Source organism: Aeromonas sp. 30P (genome assembly GCF_051919805.1).
GTDB classification, from domain to species: domain Bacteria; phylum Pseudomonadota; class Gammaproteobacteria; order Enterobacterales; family Aeromonadaceae; genus Aeromonas; species Aeromonas veronii.
Window position 1 is genome coordinate 1,668,570 of the sequence record NZ_JBQBEA010000001.1, and the last position, 16,065, is coordinate 1,684,634.

The window sequence follows — 16,065 nt, forward strand, 5'->3', positions numbered from 1 at the left end:
TCTGATTGTTTCTGTTTGCAGGGTATGGCTCGTCAGCTGCCACCTGCTACTCTGCATTCGTTTGAGCGGCTCTCGGTGCCTGCGCCTTGAGGAAGGGGAGCAGCAGCAGGGCCGAGACGCCTGCCGCCACCGAGATCACCACGAAGAAGCCGTTCCAGTGCCAGATCTCCATCACCTTGGCCAGCGGATAGCCCGACAGCGCCGCCCCCATGTAGGCAAAGAGACCGACAAAGCCGGTGGCCGCTCCCGCCGAGTTTTTGTGGGAGCACTCCGCCGCTGCCATGCCGATCAGCATCTGGGGGCCAAACACGAAGAAGCCGATAGTAAAGAAGCAGGCCGCCTGCATCACATAGCTGAAGAAGGGCATCAGCCAGAGCGACCCCACCGCCAGCAGGATCCCCACCGCAAAGATGAGGTTCATCGGGCCACGGTTGCCGTTGAACAGCTTGTCCGATCCCCAACCCGCCACTAGGGCGCCGATAAAGCCCCCTACCTCGAACATGGAGATGGCCGAGTTGGCGCTCATCAGATTGAAGCCGCGCTGCTCGGTCATGTAGAGATTGCCCCAGTCATTGATGGCGGTGCGCACCACATAGACCAGCACGTAACAGCAGGCGAGCAGCCAGATATAGGGGTTGCCCAGCACATATTTGCGCAGGATCTGGCGGTGGGAGAGGCCCGCATCCTGGGTCTGCTGGGCCAGCTCCATCGCATCCTTGCGCCACTCGCCTACTGTCGGCAGTCCCATGGCACTCGGGGTATCGCGCAGCCGCCAGCAGAGGAACAACCCCGCGATGATGGCGATAAGGCCGGGCACTATCATGCCGTAGCGCCAGCCATGTTGCAGAGCAATGGTGCTGACGATAAGGGGGATGAGCGCGCCGCCGACGTTGTGGGCGGTGTTCCAGGCCGACCACCAGACCCCGCGCTCGGTGCGCGAATACCAGCTGGTGAGCAGCTTGGAGCAGGGGGGCCAGCCCCAGCCCTGGAAGAAGGCGTTGGCGACCCAGAGGGCGGCAAACATCCAGAGTGCCGACGAGAGGCCGAACAGGATATTGATAACGCCGGTGGCCATCAGTCCGACACCCATGAAGTAGCGCGGGTTGGCGCGGTCACTGATGATGCCGGAGAAGAACTTGGAGCAGCCGTAGGTGATGTAGAACAGAGTCCACAGCATGCCGATATCGGACTTGTCCAGCATGCCGCTTGCCAGCATGTCCGGCATGGCGAAGTTGAAGCTCTTGCGGGTGAAGTAGAAGACCGCGTAGCCCAGATACATGGTCAGCAGCAGGTGCAGCCGCCAGTGGCGATAGGTGGCGTCGATCTCGGCCTGATCCCGGATAAGGGGCCGGGGCGGCGCGCTTCTCATAAAACTCAGCACAGGCAGGCCCTCTGGTGGTGATTAGCCATGACTCTCCTCCCGTCTGCGACTGGGCAGGTTGACCGTCAGCTGGGTGCCGTGAATGCAGGAGAGTTGCAGACTGCCCCCGAGCGCCTGTACCCGCTCGCGAATACCGAGCAGGCCATAGCCCTGTTGCGGGCGACTCTGTGGCAGGCCGCGGCCATCATCTTCCAGCACCAGTTGCAACTGCTCGCCGCTGGCCCGGGCGCGAATGGTGACCGAGTGGGCGTTGGCATGTTTGACCACGTTGTTGAGCCCCTCCTGACAGACCCGAAACAGGGTGACCCGCTGGGCATCGGAGAGATCCCCATCCGCCAGCTGCCACTCCAGCCGAGTGACGATGCCGTGACGCTCCAGCTCCAGCTCCCGCAGCAGTGCCCGTACCGCCTGCTCCAGAGTCATGTCGTCGAGCTGGCGCGGGCGCAGCCGCCCGAGCAGACCGCGCACCGCATCGTAGATCCCGAGCGACAGCGTGTCGATGAGGGCACTGCTCTGGCCCACACCGGCATTATCGGGGGCGAGGCGGCGCACGATCCCTGCCTGGGTACGAATGGCGGTGATGGTCTGGCCGATGTCGTCGTGCAGCTCGCGCGCCACCTCCTTGCGGATGCTCTCCTCGGTCTCCAGCAGCCGCTCGGTGAGCTGGCGATTATGGGCGAGCTGGCGGGTCAGCGCCTGATTAAGTTCGCGCTGGCGCTGGATCCCGGCGCCGAGCAGCAGGCCAGTGAGACTCTGGGCCAGCAATGAGAGCAGCAGGTCGAGGGGGTGATCGTGCCAGGCCTGACTGGCCAGCAGGGCGATGGTGTTCATCAGGGTGGCGAGCAGCGCCCCTTGCCAGCCGTAGCGCCACGCCATGGCGATGATGGGGATGGCCAGACAAAACGGGGTGAAGCGCACCAGCGAGTTGGGCAATCCCAGTTGCAGCCAGAGGCTCAATACGAACAGCAGCAGATACCAGACCAGATGGCGAAAGCGCCACTCCACCGGCTGATCCACCAGCGCAGGCCCCAGCGGCACCCAGGTGGCGCGAGTGAGGTAGTGCCAGATCAGCATGCAGGTGGAGGTCAGTGTCAGCCCGCCGGTCAGGCTGAGCAGCAGGGCCGAGAGGCCATCTTCCCCCGCCAGATGCCAGAGCAGGGCTTGCAGCAGCGCCGCCGCCGTGACGGTGGCGAGCAGCAGCAACAGTTGTTGCCAGTCGTTGCGCACCTGCTGGCGGCGGGCAATCAGCAGCGGTAGCAGGGTCAGCAGACTGCCCGCGACCAGCCAAGGCCAGTGGGGCAGCCCCACTTCCAGATTGAGCCAGTAGAGCAGCAGCCCTTCACACAGCAACAGCGGTGGCCAGTAGTGGCCAGGACTTTGCAGCAGCAAGCCAAGGCGCAGGCCGAAGGGGAAGAGCAGCACCGCCAGCGCCGGGCCGCCCGCCAGATGCAGGCTGATGCTCCAGAGGCAAAACCAGCCGGCGGCAAAGATGAAGCAGGCCGCCAGCGCGATGGCGACATAGCTGGCAAAACGGGAGATCACCAGCTATCCAGCATGCGGTGGGCCAGCTCGACGTTGTTGCTGACCTTGAGCTTGTCCATCAGGTTGGCGCGATGGACGTGTACCGTTTTGGGGGAGAGGCCGAGCTGCTCGGCGATGGCCTTCACCTCCAGCCCCTGTGCCAGCAACTGGGCAATCTCCCGCTCCCGATTGGTGAGGGGATCCCGGCTGCTGCTGGCCAGTTTCTGGGCGATGTCCGGCGTCAGATAACACCCCCCCTGGGCGGCGGTGCGCACGGCGGCGATCAGCTCGTCCGGGCTGCAGCGCTTGGAGAGAAATCCCTTGGCGCCGGTTTGCAGTGCCTGCTCGATGAGGGCCGGGCTGTCGTGTACCGAGAGCATCACCACAGCAAGGCCGGAGGGGAGCTGCTTGAGCAGATCCAGTCCCGACTGGTCGGGCATCGAGATGTCGCAGACGCAGACGCGCGCCCCGCTGCCGGGCAGGCCGGCAAGGGCATCGCTGGCGGAGCCGAATTCGGCGACCACCTGCAGGTCTGGCTCCAGATTGAGCAGTTGGGCAAAACCGGATCGGACGATCTGGTGATCGTCGATGAGGGCAATTTTTATCATGATGTCAGCCTGAAATTCGGTGCGTCATGACCATGACGCGGCCAACAAGATACCTGCCCTCCGAGTCAGGCTCAAGCAGCAGCAGGAAAAGGGGCTAAAAACCGGGGGGCAAGGTGCGCAAAGCTTGATCGGGATCAGCTGGCAAGGGCGAGCAAGCGGGCTGATCAACAGGGAGATGACCAGCCCGGGGGACTCAGCGGTGCAGCTCGCCGGCGCGCTCCGGCTGATAGACCACTTCCAAAATTTCTACCTCGATGGTGCGACCGGCCGGGCCCGGCCAGGCGATGCTGTCGCCCACTTTCAGGCCGAGCAGGGCGCTGCCTACCGGCGCCAGTACAGGATGTTGCTCTCGTCGCCCTTGGCATCGCGCGGGTAGACCAGGGTGAGGCAGAATTCGTTGCCGCTGCTCTGCATCTTGAAGCGAACCTTGCTGTTCATGGTGACCACGTCCGGCGGCATGTCGGCCGGTTCGCGGATCTCGGCGCGGTCCAGCTCCTCTTGCAGGGCCAGATGCTGCGGGTGGTTGCCGAGCAGTTGTTCGATACGGTCCAGATCAAGGCTGGAGATAACCAGATGAGGTTGTTTCATAAGATATTCCTTATCAATAGCGGATAGGCCCATACCGGCGGGTGCAGGTTGGCCATCACGCAAAGTGTTACAAAAATGGATTCAACAGGTTCAATCGATTGAAAATGCCATGCCCCCAAGCGACTCGCGGCCGAAGGAGCGAGGCGGGGGCTCAGCAGGGTGTGAGCAAATGCGAGGAAATAGCGAGTATTTTCATGGGGCTACCATAACCATTCTGGCCGGCCTTGGCAACCGCGATTGAGTGACTACTCAGGAGCCTGATAGTTGTACTGACGGATGATCCGCGCCAGTGTGCCATCATGGCGCATCTCGTCGATTACGGCTTGCCAGCGCAGGGCCTCTTTGAAGGGGAAATCCTTGTGAGCGGCCAGGAACAGTTGGGTGTTCATCAACACTTCCCCGCGAACCAGCTGTTGTGATGAGCGTTTGTCTTGTTGTTGGGCATACAGGATGACATTCCATGCGGCGACCCAGGCATCAATGCGACCGCGATGGAGTTTATGAGCGTTGAGTTGCTCATCTGCTACTGTCTCTCCCCGGATCCCGATGCGTTGTTTGAGTAGGTGTTGACCAAACGAGTAGCGCAGCACGCCCACATCAAGGTTTTTCAAATCGCTGCTTTTCAGTGCTTTTGGGTGAAATCGGCGATCGCTGACGATCAAAAATTGCTCATCGAGGATGGGAGTTACCCACTGATAGAGGTGCTCTCGCTGACTGCTTCGCACGGGCGGTATCATCAAGACATCGGGGCGGTGAATTGTCTGGGTCAGTGCACGTGGAAGTGGCATCAGCTCGATGGTAAGCGGCTCGTCTAGACGGCGGGCTGCTTCCTCCATGATCTCGATACCCACCCCGCTGGGTTTACCATGGGAGGACTGAATGACGTAAGGGGGCAACTCGGCCGCCACCAGCACAATAGCCTGGGCACCGGTGTTCACCAGCAATAACAGCAGGGCAAAAAAGGGCAGGCAGAGAGCGCGCATCAAGGTCGTGAGCCAGAGTCGAATATGCAGAGTGTAACATTCCTGCCTGCGTTGTCGTTGTGCCCGCTGAGGGGTTGGGATCTCAGTCGAAGAAATCCCGCAGATCGCGCACTTCGTAATCAGCGAGTTGCTGCCAGGGGAGCTGAGCAGGCAGCTTGCGCAGGGTTACCTCCATCCGGTAGCTGCGATAGCCATCGAGGCTGGCCGACTCGACCACCAGCGGGATTTGCCACTGACTCGACCAGAGAATGCGGGTTCGTTGCTGCCCTTCGCGCTTTTCATACCAGCGGGCCTGCTCGGGGGCGGCCTCATCCAGTGGAGTCATCCCCTCGATCAGCACCGGGTTGACGAGATGGCGGATCCGCAGCCAGTCGGGCTTGAAGGCCACCTGGCCATACTCTTCCACCGGCACTTCAACCAGCTGGTTGTGCCAGCTGTCGGCATAGCGCAGCAGAAGTTCACCCTCATCACTGCGGCTGACCCAGCGGGCCGCCATCTGGTGGGTAAAGTGCTTGTGGCCGGGGGTGGCGTCGTGAGTGGCGTGATAGGCACGGGCAAGGGGGAGGGGTATGAGCCGCTGGCTCCACACCTGATTGCCCACGCGCAGCCACTTCTCTTGCCAGACACTCTCTCTGGCGATGCCATCGCTGCCGGTGTTCCGGTCGTGATAGCTGATCCGGGCGGCGAGATCCGGGGGCGTGTCGTCAGCATGCAGGGGAAAGGCGAGGGTGCTGCCAAGCAGCCATAACGAAAGCAAAAGTCGCATCATCATCTGTCGCTCGAAAGAGCCGGGGCCCGGGCCGCTGAGTCGATTGCTCAGATGCACCCGGGCCCCTGCTGCTTACAGGCCGAGCGCCTCCCGCAGTTTGCCAAACACCTTGGTGTTATCCAGAGTGCCTTTGAAGCGGTTGCTACCGGCGCCATCGGCAAACAGCATCACATCGCCGCCGCCGTGGGTTTCCGATGTCAGTTTGACGCCGGTCTCCTGCAGGTAGTCATTGGCCATCACCTGATCGCTGGTGAGGACCGGGCGCACATCGGGGCGGTTGGGGCCGTTACCGAACACCAGGGTGGTGAAGGGCTTGCCATCCACATCGTTCTGGGTCGAGCCATCGCCATTTTTAACCAGGTCGAGCACCGGATTGCCCTTGGCGGAGTAGCCGTTAATGGTCATGGTATGGTCATGGTCGGCGGTGACCACGATCAGGGTATTGTTGAGATCCACTTTACCCAGCGCCGTCTTGACCGCCTCATCCAGAGCCACCGCGTCGGTGAGCGAGCGCTTGGCGTTGGTGCCGTGCAGGGCATGATCGATCCGGCCGCCTTCTACCATCAGGAAGTAACCCTGACTGTTCTTGCTCAGCAGGTCGATCGCCTTGGCGGTCATTTCGGAGAGGGACGGCTGGGTATTGGCAGCCCCTTTGGCGACCCGATCCAGCTCGTAGTCCAAGTGGGATTTGCTGCTGAACAGACCGAGCACCTTGCCGCTGGTGACCTTGGCCAGTTCACTTTGGGTGGTGACATAGCTGTATCCCTGCGCCTTCATCTCGGCGGTCAGGTCGCGGTTGTCATTGCGACCGCCCTTGTTGCTGGCGCTGTAGGGGGTCCAGTGGTTGGCAGCACCGCCCATCAGCACATCGACCCCATCCCCAAGCGCCTGGTTGAAACCAGTTCCTCCCGGAACGGCCTGTGCAGCGATGTCATAGGCAGCATCCCGATGGCAGATGTGGGCGTAGGTAGCCGCCGGGGTCGCGTGGGTCAGCTCGGTGGTGGTGACGGCTCCGACCGATTTGCCTGCCGCCTTGGCCAGCTCCAGGATGGTGGGCACCGGCTTGCCGTTATCGCTGCTGCAATTGTTGACGGTTTTGTTGCCATTGACGTCTTTGCCGGGGGCGACGGCTTTGGTGTCGCTGCTCATGGCGATCACCTCGTTGTTCATCTTGACCCCGGTGGTGTAGGCCGCCATGGAGGGGGCCGAGTCGGTGGTCTGGGCATCGTTGGAGAAGGTCTTGATGCGGGCACTGCGCGGCAGTTTCATCATCTCCAGATTGCCCTCTTCTCCCACCTTGAACAGGCGGGTGGCGGTGAGCACGGTAGGCCCCATGCCATCACCGATAAAGAGAATGACGTTTTTGGCATCACCGGCCTGTGCCTGGGAGGTTGCGCCCAGCGCACTGAACAGGGCGGCGCAGACCAGCGTGTGCTTGATGGATGTGTTCATCTGTTTGCTCATGAAAGTGCTCCTTACAGCTTGGCCGCAGCCTTGATCTTGCCGAACACGGCGGTGTTATCGAGTGAGCCATGGAAGCTGTCAGCCCCCTTGCCGATGGCGCCGAGGAAGACATCGGTGCCGCCGTGGGTCTCGTTGCCGATTTCGCCTACCTTGACCACCACTTCCTGGTGGTAGTCATTGGCGGAGACGGTGGCATCGTCGAGCGGGGCGACGCTGCTGCGCGGGCCATCTACCCGGTTGTAGCCGTTGCCAAAACCTATGATGGTGTAGGGCATGCCCTCGCTATCCTTGCTTGGCTCGCCAGTCTCGTAGTTCTTCACCAGCCCGAGTACGCCGGGGTTGTCGGCGGTGGTCTTGCCGGTGCGCTTGGCATAGCCGTTGAGCACGAGCGTGTGGTCATGGTCGGCGGTGACCACGATCAGGGTGTTTTTCAGCTCGGGGTCGCTCTTTTTCACCTCGTCGATGGCGGCCTTGATGGCGTTGTCGAAGGCGATGGTGTCCTGCAGCGCCCGCTTGGCGTTGGTGTCGTGCAGGGCGTGGTCGATGCGACCCCCTTCCACCATCAGGAAGTAACCCTTCTCCTTGCCCTTGAGCTGCTTGATGGCAGCCAGGGTCATCTGGGCCAGTGACGGCTCGCTGGCAGGGCGGTCCAGGTCATATTTCATGTGACTGGAACCAAACAGTCCCAGCAGCGGCTTGCCCGCATCGGCCTTGTTCAGCTCATCCAGATTGCTGGCAAACTGGTAGCCCTTGGCCTGCATTTCGCTGATGAGGTTGCGGCCATCTTCCCGCTTGCCCTTGTCAGCTTTGGGCAGGAAGAAACTGCTGCCGCCACCGAGCACCACATCCAGCCCCTCCTTGAGGGCGCTGTTGTAGCCTTTGCCGCCCGGTACCAGCTGGACGGCGATATCCGCTTCCAGATCCCGGTTGCAGATATGGGCATAGGTAGCCGCCGGGGTGGCGTGGGTTACCCGGGTGCTGGTTACCACACCGGTACCGCGGCCATCAGCTTTGGCCAGCTCCAGCAGGGTTGTCACCGGCTTGCCGGCGCTCTTGCTGCAGTCGCTCTCATAGGTGGCGTCGCCGTCCATGCTGATGACGCCGTTGTTGCTCTTGACCCCGGTCATGTAGGCCGCCATGGAGGGGGCCGAGTCAGTGACCTGGGCATCGTGGGAGAAAGTCTTGATAAAGGCCGTCTCTGGCAGGGTATCGATGGTGAGATCACCCTCTTCGCCGACACCGTAGATGCGGGCCGCCGTCAGGGTGTTGAGGCCCATGCCGTCACCGAGGAAGAAGATGACGTTGGTGGGTTGGGCTGCGGGCTTGGTCGCCACCGTGTCATTGTCTGATTTGCAGCCGGCAGCCAGGGCGGCGCCGATCATCACTGCAAGTCCTGCCATTTTTCTCATTGGGGTTCGCTCCTTGTAAAACCTGAGCGCAGCCTAGAGGGGGCAGATGACACTTTTACTGACTATCGGTGACGGTTGTGTGAAAAAGTGATGAAAATGTTACACTATATCAATGTGTTATCTATCAATTGAGCGAGTTGGCCCGGTCGCTTCCGGCAAGGTTGCTCCGCCTCGGCGGTTTGCTGATTTGATGAAGTGATGGCTAGAATGACCTGTCAAAATGTGCCCGCAGCAGGTAAAATGCGCCCCCTTCGTTCGATGCCCGCGGCAGAGCGCCTGTTGTTCCATGCGCGCGCCCGCAGCCCCCACAGAGAGTAACGGATATGTCCATCAACTGGTTCCCCGGTCACATGCACAAGGCCCGCAAAGAGATTGCCGAGGTCATGCCCCAGGTCGATGTGATCATCGAGATGCTCGATGCCCGCATCCCCTTCTCCAGCGAAAACCCGCTGGTGCCCGAGCTGCGTGGTGATACCCCGGTGATCAAGGTGCTGAACAAGGCGGACCTGGCCGATCCGGCGATCACCGATCTGTGGGTGGCACACATGGAAAAAGAGAAGGGGATCAAGGCGCTGCCGCTGACGCAACAAGAGCCGGAGAAGATCAAGCAACTGCTGACTCTCTGCCACGAGATGCTGCCGGAGCGCAACTTTGAGCTGCGCGGCGTGCGGGCGATGATCATGGGGATCCCCAACGTGGGCAAGTCCACTCTGATCAATACTCTGGCGGGGCGCATCATCGCCCGTACCGGCAACGAGGCGGGGGTGACCAAGTCCCAGCAGCGGATCAAGCTGGATAACAACGTCATCCTGACCGATACCCCGGGTTTTCTCTGGCCCAAGCTCAACCCGCCCTCCTGTGGTTATCGTCTGGCCATCACTGCGGCCATCAAGGACACAGTGTTCGACTATGCCGATATCGCCATGTTTGCCGCTGACTACTTCATCAAGGCCTATCCGGAGCGGATCAAGGCGCGCTACCAGATTGACGAGTTGCCCGAGACCGAGATCGAGCTGCTGGAGATGATCGCCCGCCAGCGGGCGTTTATGCGCAAAGGGGGGCTGGCCGACTTGCACAAGGCGTCCGAAATCCTGATTAACGAGTTCCGCTCCGGCTTGCTTGGCCGCATCTCGCTGGAGACGCCGGAGATGGTGAGCGTCGAGATTGTCGAAGCCGCCGCAGAAGCCGAGCAAAAAGCCAAAGAGAAGGCCGAGCGGGAAGAGGAGCGTCAGGCCCGCGCCCGTCGCAAGTACGCCCGCAAGCGTCAGAAATAGTTATCTTCAGGCGTCCCGAGCTTGCCTGACAACGAGCGAGCTTGTGTGACCCAGATGACGAAACACGAAGAGGCGACCCCAGGGGTCGCCTCTTCTGTCTTATCTGGTGAAGTGTACGCCCGACTCTGATGGGGTGTCCGCGCTATAAAGCCATGCCATCAGCCAAAACGGTGGCGTGCCGTCTCAAACAGCGACATATGAAGCGGGATCAGCTGTTGCCAGTCGCGGCGATAGCCGCCACCGGGCATCGCCGCGATGGGCAACCCATGCTTGATTGCACAGTCAAATACCATGGCATCGCGCAGGCGAACCCCTTCATCGCTCAGGGAGAGATAGCCAAGCTCGTCGGCATGATGCACATCGACGCCCGCCTGATAGAGGATGAGATCCGGCGAATAGAGCCGCAGTACCAGCGAGAGTGCCTGTTGCAGTGTGGTGAGATAGGCATCGTCCGTCATGCCGCTTGGCAGCGGAAAGTCGAGGTGAGAGGCGGCTTTGTGATGGGGAAAGTTGTGCTCCCCATGAAGGGATAGGGTGATGATATCGCGCCGTCCGGCGCACAGGGCCGCACTGCCATCTCCCTGATGCACATCGAGATCGACGATCAGCACCTGTTCGCAGCGCCCCTCGTCGAGGCAAGCTTGGGCGGCAATCACCAGATCGTTGAACAGACAAAAACCGCTGCCGTGATCCCGATGGGCGTGGTGGTAGCCACCGGAGATCTGCAAGCCGCAGCCCTGCTCAAGTGCATGGCGGCTGGCGGCAACGGTGGCACCCACCGAGCGCAAGGTGCGCTCTATCAGCATGGGTGACCAGGGAAAACCGATCTTGCGGATGGCGCGATCTTCCAGCTGGCCGCTCAGGGCCGCCGCGACATAATCGGCATCGTGAATGCGACAGATTTGCTCCCGGGTAGCGGCGGGCGCTTCGCCAAGGGGGTAACCCTGCACCTGCAGGCGTTCAAACAGCCCTTGATACTTGGCCAGCGGGAAGCGATGGCGCTCGGGTAGCGTCAGGGAGGAGTAGAGGGGGTGATAGAAAATGCGCAACGACATGGTGCCATTCTCCCTGGCAAGGTGGCGCTTTCTATATATGAAATCAGCAGATGAATCCATATATGTACTCCCTATATAAAGGGGAAGTGGCAGCGCATAAATCAAGACGCGTCGTGAGTGAGACCGCAGGATATGGAAAAGGGGAGCTTGGCTCCCCTTTCAGTCAATCACTCAGCCCGGCTTATTGCTGCTGGATAACCCAGATCTGGAAGGCTTTGCGGGTTTCCGCATCGGCCTTGTTGTACCAGTTTTGCAACTGGGTCAGCGCTTCCGGATTGCTTTGAGCCTTGCTGGGGGCAACCTGAACCGGTGCGCTGGCGGCAGCCATCACGGCAGCAGAAGAGACGGCCACTGCTTTGGGCTGGTTGAAGGCTTTCCCCATGTTGATCAGCTCTTGCTGATAGTCACGGGTCAGCTGGAAGCCCTCTACTTTCGGCATCACGAACTGTTCGCTACTCACTTGCTGACCACTGACCTTGTCTTTCAGCGCCACTTTCTGTTCTTTGACAAACTGCTTGGCTTCGGCTTCGTTGCGGGGCTTTTTGTAGTCCAGCACCAGCTGCTGATTGTCGGCGGCGGTGAAGTTCAGCACCAGCGGCTCGGCGGTGACGAGCTTGATATCGCTGCGGCTGGAGTAGTTGCCTTCAAAAGCGACGACCAACTGGTGTTTGCCGACAGAGAGGGGGAAGATACTGGTTTTGTCGAGCAGCTTGGGGTTGATGGATTGACCATCGATCAGCTGGACGACATAGGGGTTGGTCACTTCCAGTTGAGCATCAGCAAGGGCGCTACCGGCCCACAACAGACCAGCCAGTGCCGGTACCAGAACAGTCAGTTTCATTTCATCTCCTTGAACAGTCAGGCGATTGCCCACTGAAAACAGGGGCTTATTTTTACAGGTTTAGCCTACTGCGGCAATGGCTCTTTCTGGTGCTCAACGTTCGCTCCGCTGTCAGTTTTTCTATCAATAATAACCGGCTTATTTATTCGATCCGCCGTGTAAACGGGGGGAGGGCATCAAGCAACCCCTTGCCATAACGCTTGGTCAGCAGACGCCGGTCCAGAATGGTGACCCGCCCCCGATCGGCCTCTTTGCGAATGAGGCGGCCACAGGCCTGGATCAGTTTGCGCGATGCCTCCGGCACCGTCAGTTGCAGAAAGGGGTTGCCTCCTCGCTGCTCCACCCATTCGGCAGTGGCCTCCTCGACCGGCGAGTTGGGCACCGCAAAGGGGAGCTTGGTGATGACCAGATTGGTAAGGTAGTGACCCGGCAGATCCAGCCCCTCCGAGAAGCTGCCGGTACCAAACAGAATGCTGGCCTGACCGCCATCGCACTTTTGTTTGTGCAGGGTGAGCAGGGCATTGCGGGAGGCTTCCCCCTGCACCAGCAGTGACAGTCCCTTGGCTCGCAAGCCAACAGCCACCTCATTCATCTGGCGGTAGGAGGAGAAGAGCACCAGACTCGCCTCCTTGCCCGCCAAAATGCGTGGCAGCACGCTGATGAGTTCGTTGGTAAAGGCCGGCGAGTTGGGTTCGTGCTCCATCTTGGGCAGATAGAGCTCGGCTTTTTGATAGTCAAAGGGGGAGCGCAGGCGCAGATAGCGGGTACCGTCGTGCTCCTTGAGCCCCACCTGATGGCGAAAATAACTAAAGGAAGAGAGGGCGGTGAGGGTCGCGGAGACCAGCACGGCCCCCAAACATTTCGACCAGAGCCACTCCTCAAGCAGATACCCCACCTCTATCGGTGAAGTGTGCAGCCAGATATCGCCGTCATCGCTCTTGGCCATCCAGCGGGCGAGCGGGGTTTTGCCGGTCGGCACATGGCGCCCCAGCATCTCCCAGAGGGCGCAAAAACTCTCCAGCCGCTGCAGATGAAAACCGCTCTCTGCCAGCAGGGGTTCGGCCTCCTTGCGGCGGATCTCGCCATCTTTCAGCGCTTCACCTATGGCCCCTTGCATCCGATCCAGCGCTCGCAGCGCCTTCTTGCTCGACTCCTTGAGATTCTCTGCCAGCATGGGCAGGGGATCCGGCAATACCCCTTCGGCGAAGCGGTAGTGGGGTTCACTGCCAAACAGCCGATCGTTGGCGCTGAGCCACTGCTCGACCGCCTTCAGGTCAGGCTGGATGGAGGCCAGTGTATCCTGCAGTTTGAGTTGGGGGTCGAGCAGGCTCTCCTTATTAAGAGTCCGCGCCAGCTTGCCTGCACTCTGTACCAGCTTCTCCAGCCAGCGACGCGAGCCTTTGACGCTGGCCGACGCAGCGCCGTGATCCCGGGCGATGGTGGGCAGGTGATGGGCCTCATCCAGCACATAGATGCACTCATCGGGGGGGGGCAGAATGATGCCGCCGCCCATGGTGAGATCGGAGAGCAGTAGCGCATGGTTCACCACCAGCACATCGGCGCTCTCCATGTCGTTGCGGGCGCGATGAAAGGGGCAGTGCTGGTGATGGCTCAGCGCCTTGTTGCAGGTGTGGCGGTCGGCGGCGATGCGATCCCAGCAAGTGTCGGGAATGGGCTCCGGCCAGTTGTCCCGATCCCCGTCCCACTTGTCATTGGTGTAGGCCTGCCACAGAGCCTGGTAGCGATCTTTGTCGCTGTCAGATGGTTTGGATTTGCTCAGACTGCCAAAGTCGAGCTCGAAGTTGGCCATCTCGGCGCCACTGGCTGCCTGCTCCAGCAGATGTTCGCAGCAGTAACGCTGACGCCCCTTGACCAGCATAAAGCGAAACGGCAGCTCGCTGTGGCGGTGGTAAAAAGGGAGGTCTTTGTGGATCAACTGCTCTTGCAGGGCCACTGTGGCAGTGGAGATCACCAGCTTCTTCTGGGTGAGTCGCGCCACCGGAATGGCACCCTGCGCATAAGAAAGAGATTTGCCGATACCGGTTCCTGCTTCGGCAACCAGAATACGGCGTTGTTTGTCGTACTCGCCGGTCAGGGTTTTGGCTATCTCGGCCACCAGAAAGTTCTGCTCTTTGCGCGGCACAAAACCGGGTAATCCATCCGAAATCTGGCGATAGGTTTGACGAATGGTGGCTTTAAGGCGAGTAGAGAGCATGAAGAGAAGGCCAGTTAGGTGTTAATCGAAGGACAAGGATACCCGCAACCCCTCGGTGAGGTCGAGGCAACAGCCATTATCACGGCTGTTTTACGCTGATCAGACCACTTTGGTTGTTTATCAGGTAGTTAGCGTAATTTGCATGCAAAATAGACTATTTGAGTCCAAATAATCAGCAGGATTCATTGTAAACGTTTTCCTTTTGCCTTGCCGTCAGGTGAGACTTGGCTCACACTTTTGCCTCCGTGACTATGGTTTGCGTAAAAAGTTCCAAGTTTTTTCATTGCGGTTCAAAAAATCCGGTGCTAGTCTCGGCGGCATAGTGATGCAAAGAACATCGCTAACACAGGGAATAACAACAACTTAGTGTTTAATTACAGTAGGCATTGGAAACTATGAAAAAGACAATTCTGGCTATTGCTATCCCGGCTCTGTTTGCATCCGCAGCCAACGCTGCCGTTGTTTATGACAAAGACGGTGTGACCTTCGACGTATACGGCCGTGTACAGGCTAACTACTACGGCGATCACAACAAGGCTGTTGGCGCCACTGACGACGCCTATAAGTTCGATACTAAAACTGGTAACACTGTTTTTGTGCCGGGCAGCGCTGCTAGCTACCAAGACGTAGATGGTGAGCTGGTTGGTTCTTCCCGCCTGGGTTGGTCTGGCAAAATTGCCCTGAACAACACCTGGTCTGGTATCGCCAAGACCGAGTGGCAAGTCTCTGCTGAAAACTGACAACAAGTTCAACTCTCGCCACGTCTATGTCGGTTTCGACGGCACTCAGTACGGTAAGATCATCTTCGGTCAGACCGATACCGCTTTCTACGACGTACTCGAGCCGACCGATATCTTCAACGAATGGGGCGATGCCGGTAACTTCTACGACGGTCGTCAGGAAGGCCAAATCATTTACTCCAACAGCTTCGGTGGCTTCAAAGGCAAACTGTCTTATCAGACCAACGATGAAAAAGCTGTTGTAGTTACTGACGTAGGTCAAGGTATCAAAGAGAAAGCCGTATATGGTGACAACGTTAAGCGTAACTATGGTTATGCTGCTGCTGCCAGCTACGACTTCGACTTCGGCTTGGGCTTCAACGCAGGTTACGCCTACTCCGATCTGGAAAATTCTGTAACCAGTACCACTGGCGACAAGAAAGAGTGGGCTCTGGGTGCACATTACGCCATCAACGGCTTCTACTTCGCTGGTGTTTATACCCAAGGCGACCTGAGCTATGACACCACCACCGGTGGTGACAAAGACAAGGGCCGTGGCTACGAGCTGGCAGCTTCCTACAATGTAGACGCTTGGACCTTCCTAGCTGGCTACAACTTCAAAGAAGGCAAAGTTGCTTCTAATGCCGCTGGTGCACAGTACAAAGACTTGGTTGATGAAACTCTGTTGGGTGTCCAGTACGCTTTTACTCCGAAGCTGAAAGCTTACACCGAGTACAAAATCCAGAGCATCGAGAAGTTGGATGACGAGTGGACTGTTGCTCTGCAGTACAACTTCTAATAAGTTGCGCATGAGTAATATCCAGGCTTGAGTCTTTGACCAGACTACGAATGGCCGAGATGATATCTCGGCCATTTTCTTTTTTGGCGCCAGCGTATTGGTGCCATGATGAACCGCCGGATTGCTGTGTTACGTGATGTTTGGCAAACCATCTGTCTTAGTTAATCTCTCCTGCTTCCTGCTTCCTGCTTCCTGCTTCCTGCTTCCTGCTTCCTGCTTCCTGCTTCCTGCTTATCTCTTTGATGGGGATGGCACTGCTCTCCTCTACGCCATACAGTCATTGCTCGCAGCAGCTTGGTTTGACTGTGAGAATCTGGCAGCCCTTGCAAGGGGCGGTGCTATTTGCGTGGATTGTGCGGATATTGAGGGGGCATACTTGGGATGTGATGCAGCACAGTAGGGGGAGATTGTGAGGCCAATCAGCGGTAGGTACTCGATG

The 16,065-nt window shown here is 59.2% G+C and carries 11 protein-coding genes and 2 pseudogenes; 2 read left to right on the forward strand and 11 right to left on the reverse strand.

Features of this window, described 5'->3' with window-relative positions; all coding sequences use genetic code 11:
- Positions 1 to 46 precede the first annotated feature (46 nt).
- The 8 genes and pseudogenes from ACTG2B_RS07830 to ACTG2B_RS07865 form a co-directional block, all read right to left on the reverse strand.
- The gene (locus tag ACTG2B_RS07830; protein ID WP_127006778.1) at positions 47 to 1,381 is read right to left on the reverse strand and encodes an MFS transporter; all 1,335 of its coding nucleotides are present in this window, start codon (positions 1,379 to 1,381) and stop codon (positions 47 to 49) included.
- 21 nt (positions 1,382 to 1,402) lie between these two features.
- A complete protein-coding gene (uhpB, locus tag ACTG2B_RS07835) occupies positions 1,403 to 2,923 on the reverse strand; it encodes a signal transduction histidine-protein kinase/phosphatase UhpB (RefSeq protein ID WP_203116284.1) in 1,521 nt (506 codons plus the stop codon).
- A complete protein-coding gene (uhpA, locus tag ACTG2B_RS07840; protein WP_005334071.1) occupies positions 2,920 to 3,510 on the reverse strand; it encodes a transcriptional regulator UhpA in 591 nt (196 codons plus the stop codon). The genes uhpB and uhpA overlap by 4 nt, the downstream gene beginning before the upstream one ends.
- 193 nt (positions 3,511 to 3,703) lie before the next feature.
- Positions 3,704 to 4,098: pseudogene (rnk, locus tag ACTG2B_RS07845) on the reverse strand (nucleoside diphosphate kinase regulator).
- 245 nt (positions 4,099 to 4,343) lie between these two features.
- On the reverse strand, positions 4,344 to 5,081 hold the full coding sequence (locus ACTG2B_RS07850; RefSeq protein WP_319919606.1) for a substrate-binding periplasmic protein: 738 nt from the start codon (positions 5,079 to 5,081) through the stop codon (positions 4,344 to 4,346).
- A gap of 82 nt (positions 5,082 to 5,163) precedes the next feature.
- Positions 5,164 to 5,850: a hypothetical protein gene (locus tag ACTG2B_RS07855; RefSeq protein WP_439996918.1), complete on the reverse strand. Its 687-nt coding sequence runs from the start codon at positions 5,848 to 5,850 to the stop codon at positions 5,164 to 5,166.
- A gap of 72 nt (positions 5,851 to 5,922) precedes the next feature.
- Complete coding sequence (locus ACTG2B_RS07860) at positions 5,923 to 7,314, reverse strand: alkaline phosphatase (RefSeq protein WP_439995476.1); 1,392 nt, start codon at positions 7,312 to 7,314, stop codon at positions 5,923 to 5,925.
- An 11-nt stretch (positions 7,315 to 7,325) separates the two neighbouring features.
- The gene (locus tag ACTG2B_RS07865) at positions 7,326 to 8,723 is read right to left on the reverse strand and encodes an alkaline phosphatase (protein ID WP_005334065.1); all 1,398 of its coding nucleotides are present in this window, start codon (positions 8,721 to 8,723) and stop codon (positions 7,326 to 7,328) included.
- A 323-nt stretch (positions 8,724 to 9,046) separates the two neighbouring features.
- On the opposite strand from ACTG2B_RS07865, the gene ylqF reads away from it, so the two are divergent.
- A complete protein-coding gene (gene ylqF, locus ACTG2B_RS07870) occupies positions 9,047 to 9,997 on the forward strand; it encodes a ribosome biogenesis GTPase YlqF (protein WP_005334061.1) in 951 nt (316 codons plus the stop codon).
- A 158-nt stretch (positions 9,998 to 10,155) separates the two neighbouring features.
- Here the strand turns inward: ylqF and ACTG2B_RS07875 are convergent, their stop codons facing one another.
- The 3 genes from ACTG2B_RS07875 to dinG all read right to left on the reverse strand — a co-directional run bounded on the left by ACTG2B_RS07875 (position 10,156) and on the right by dinG (position 14,108).
- Positions 10,156 to 11,052: a histone deacetylase family protein gene (locus ACTG2B_RS07875; RefSeq protein WP_439995477.1), complete on the reverse strand. Its 897-nt coding sequence runs from the start codon at positions 11,050 to 11,052 to the stop codon at positions 10,156 to 10,158.
- 181 nt (positions 11,053 to 11,233) lie between these two features.
- Entirely contained in the window at positions 11,234 to 11,893 is a 660-nt protein-coding gene (locus ACTG2B_RS07880; protein ID WP_439995478.1) for a YccT family protein, read from the reverse strand.
- A gap of 142 nt (positions 11,894 to 12,035) precedes the next feature.
- Positions 12,036 to 14,108: an ATP-dependent DNA helicase DinG gene (gene dinG / locus ACTG2B_RS07885; protein ID WP_439995479.1), complete on the reverse strand. Its 2,073-nt coding sequence runs from the start codon at positions 14,106 to 14,108 to the stop codon at positions 12,036 to 12,038.
- 395 nt (positions 14,109 to 14,503) lie between these two features.
- Here dinG and ACTG2B_RS07890 point away from each other — a divergent pair.
- Positions 14,504 to 15,626, forward strand: a pseudogene (locus ACTG2B_RS07890) (porin).
- Positions 15,627 to 16,065 lie beyond the last annotated feature (439 nt).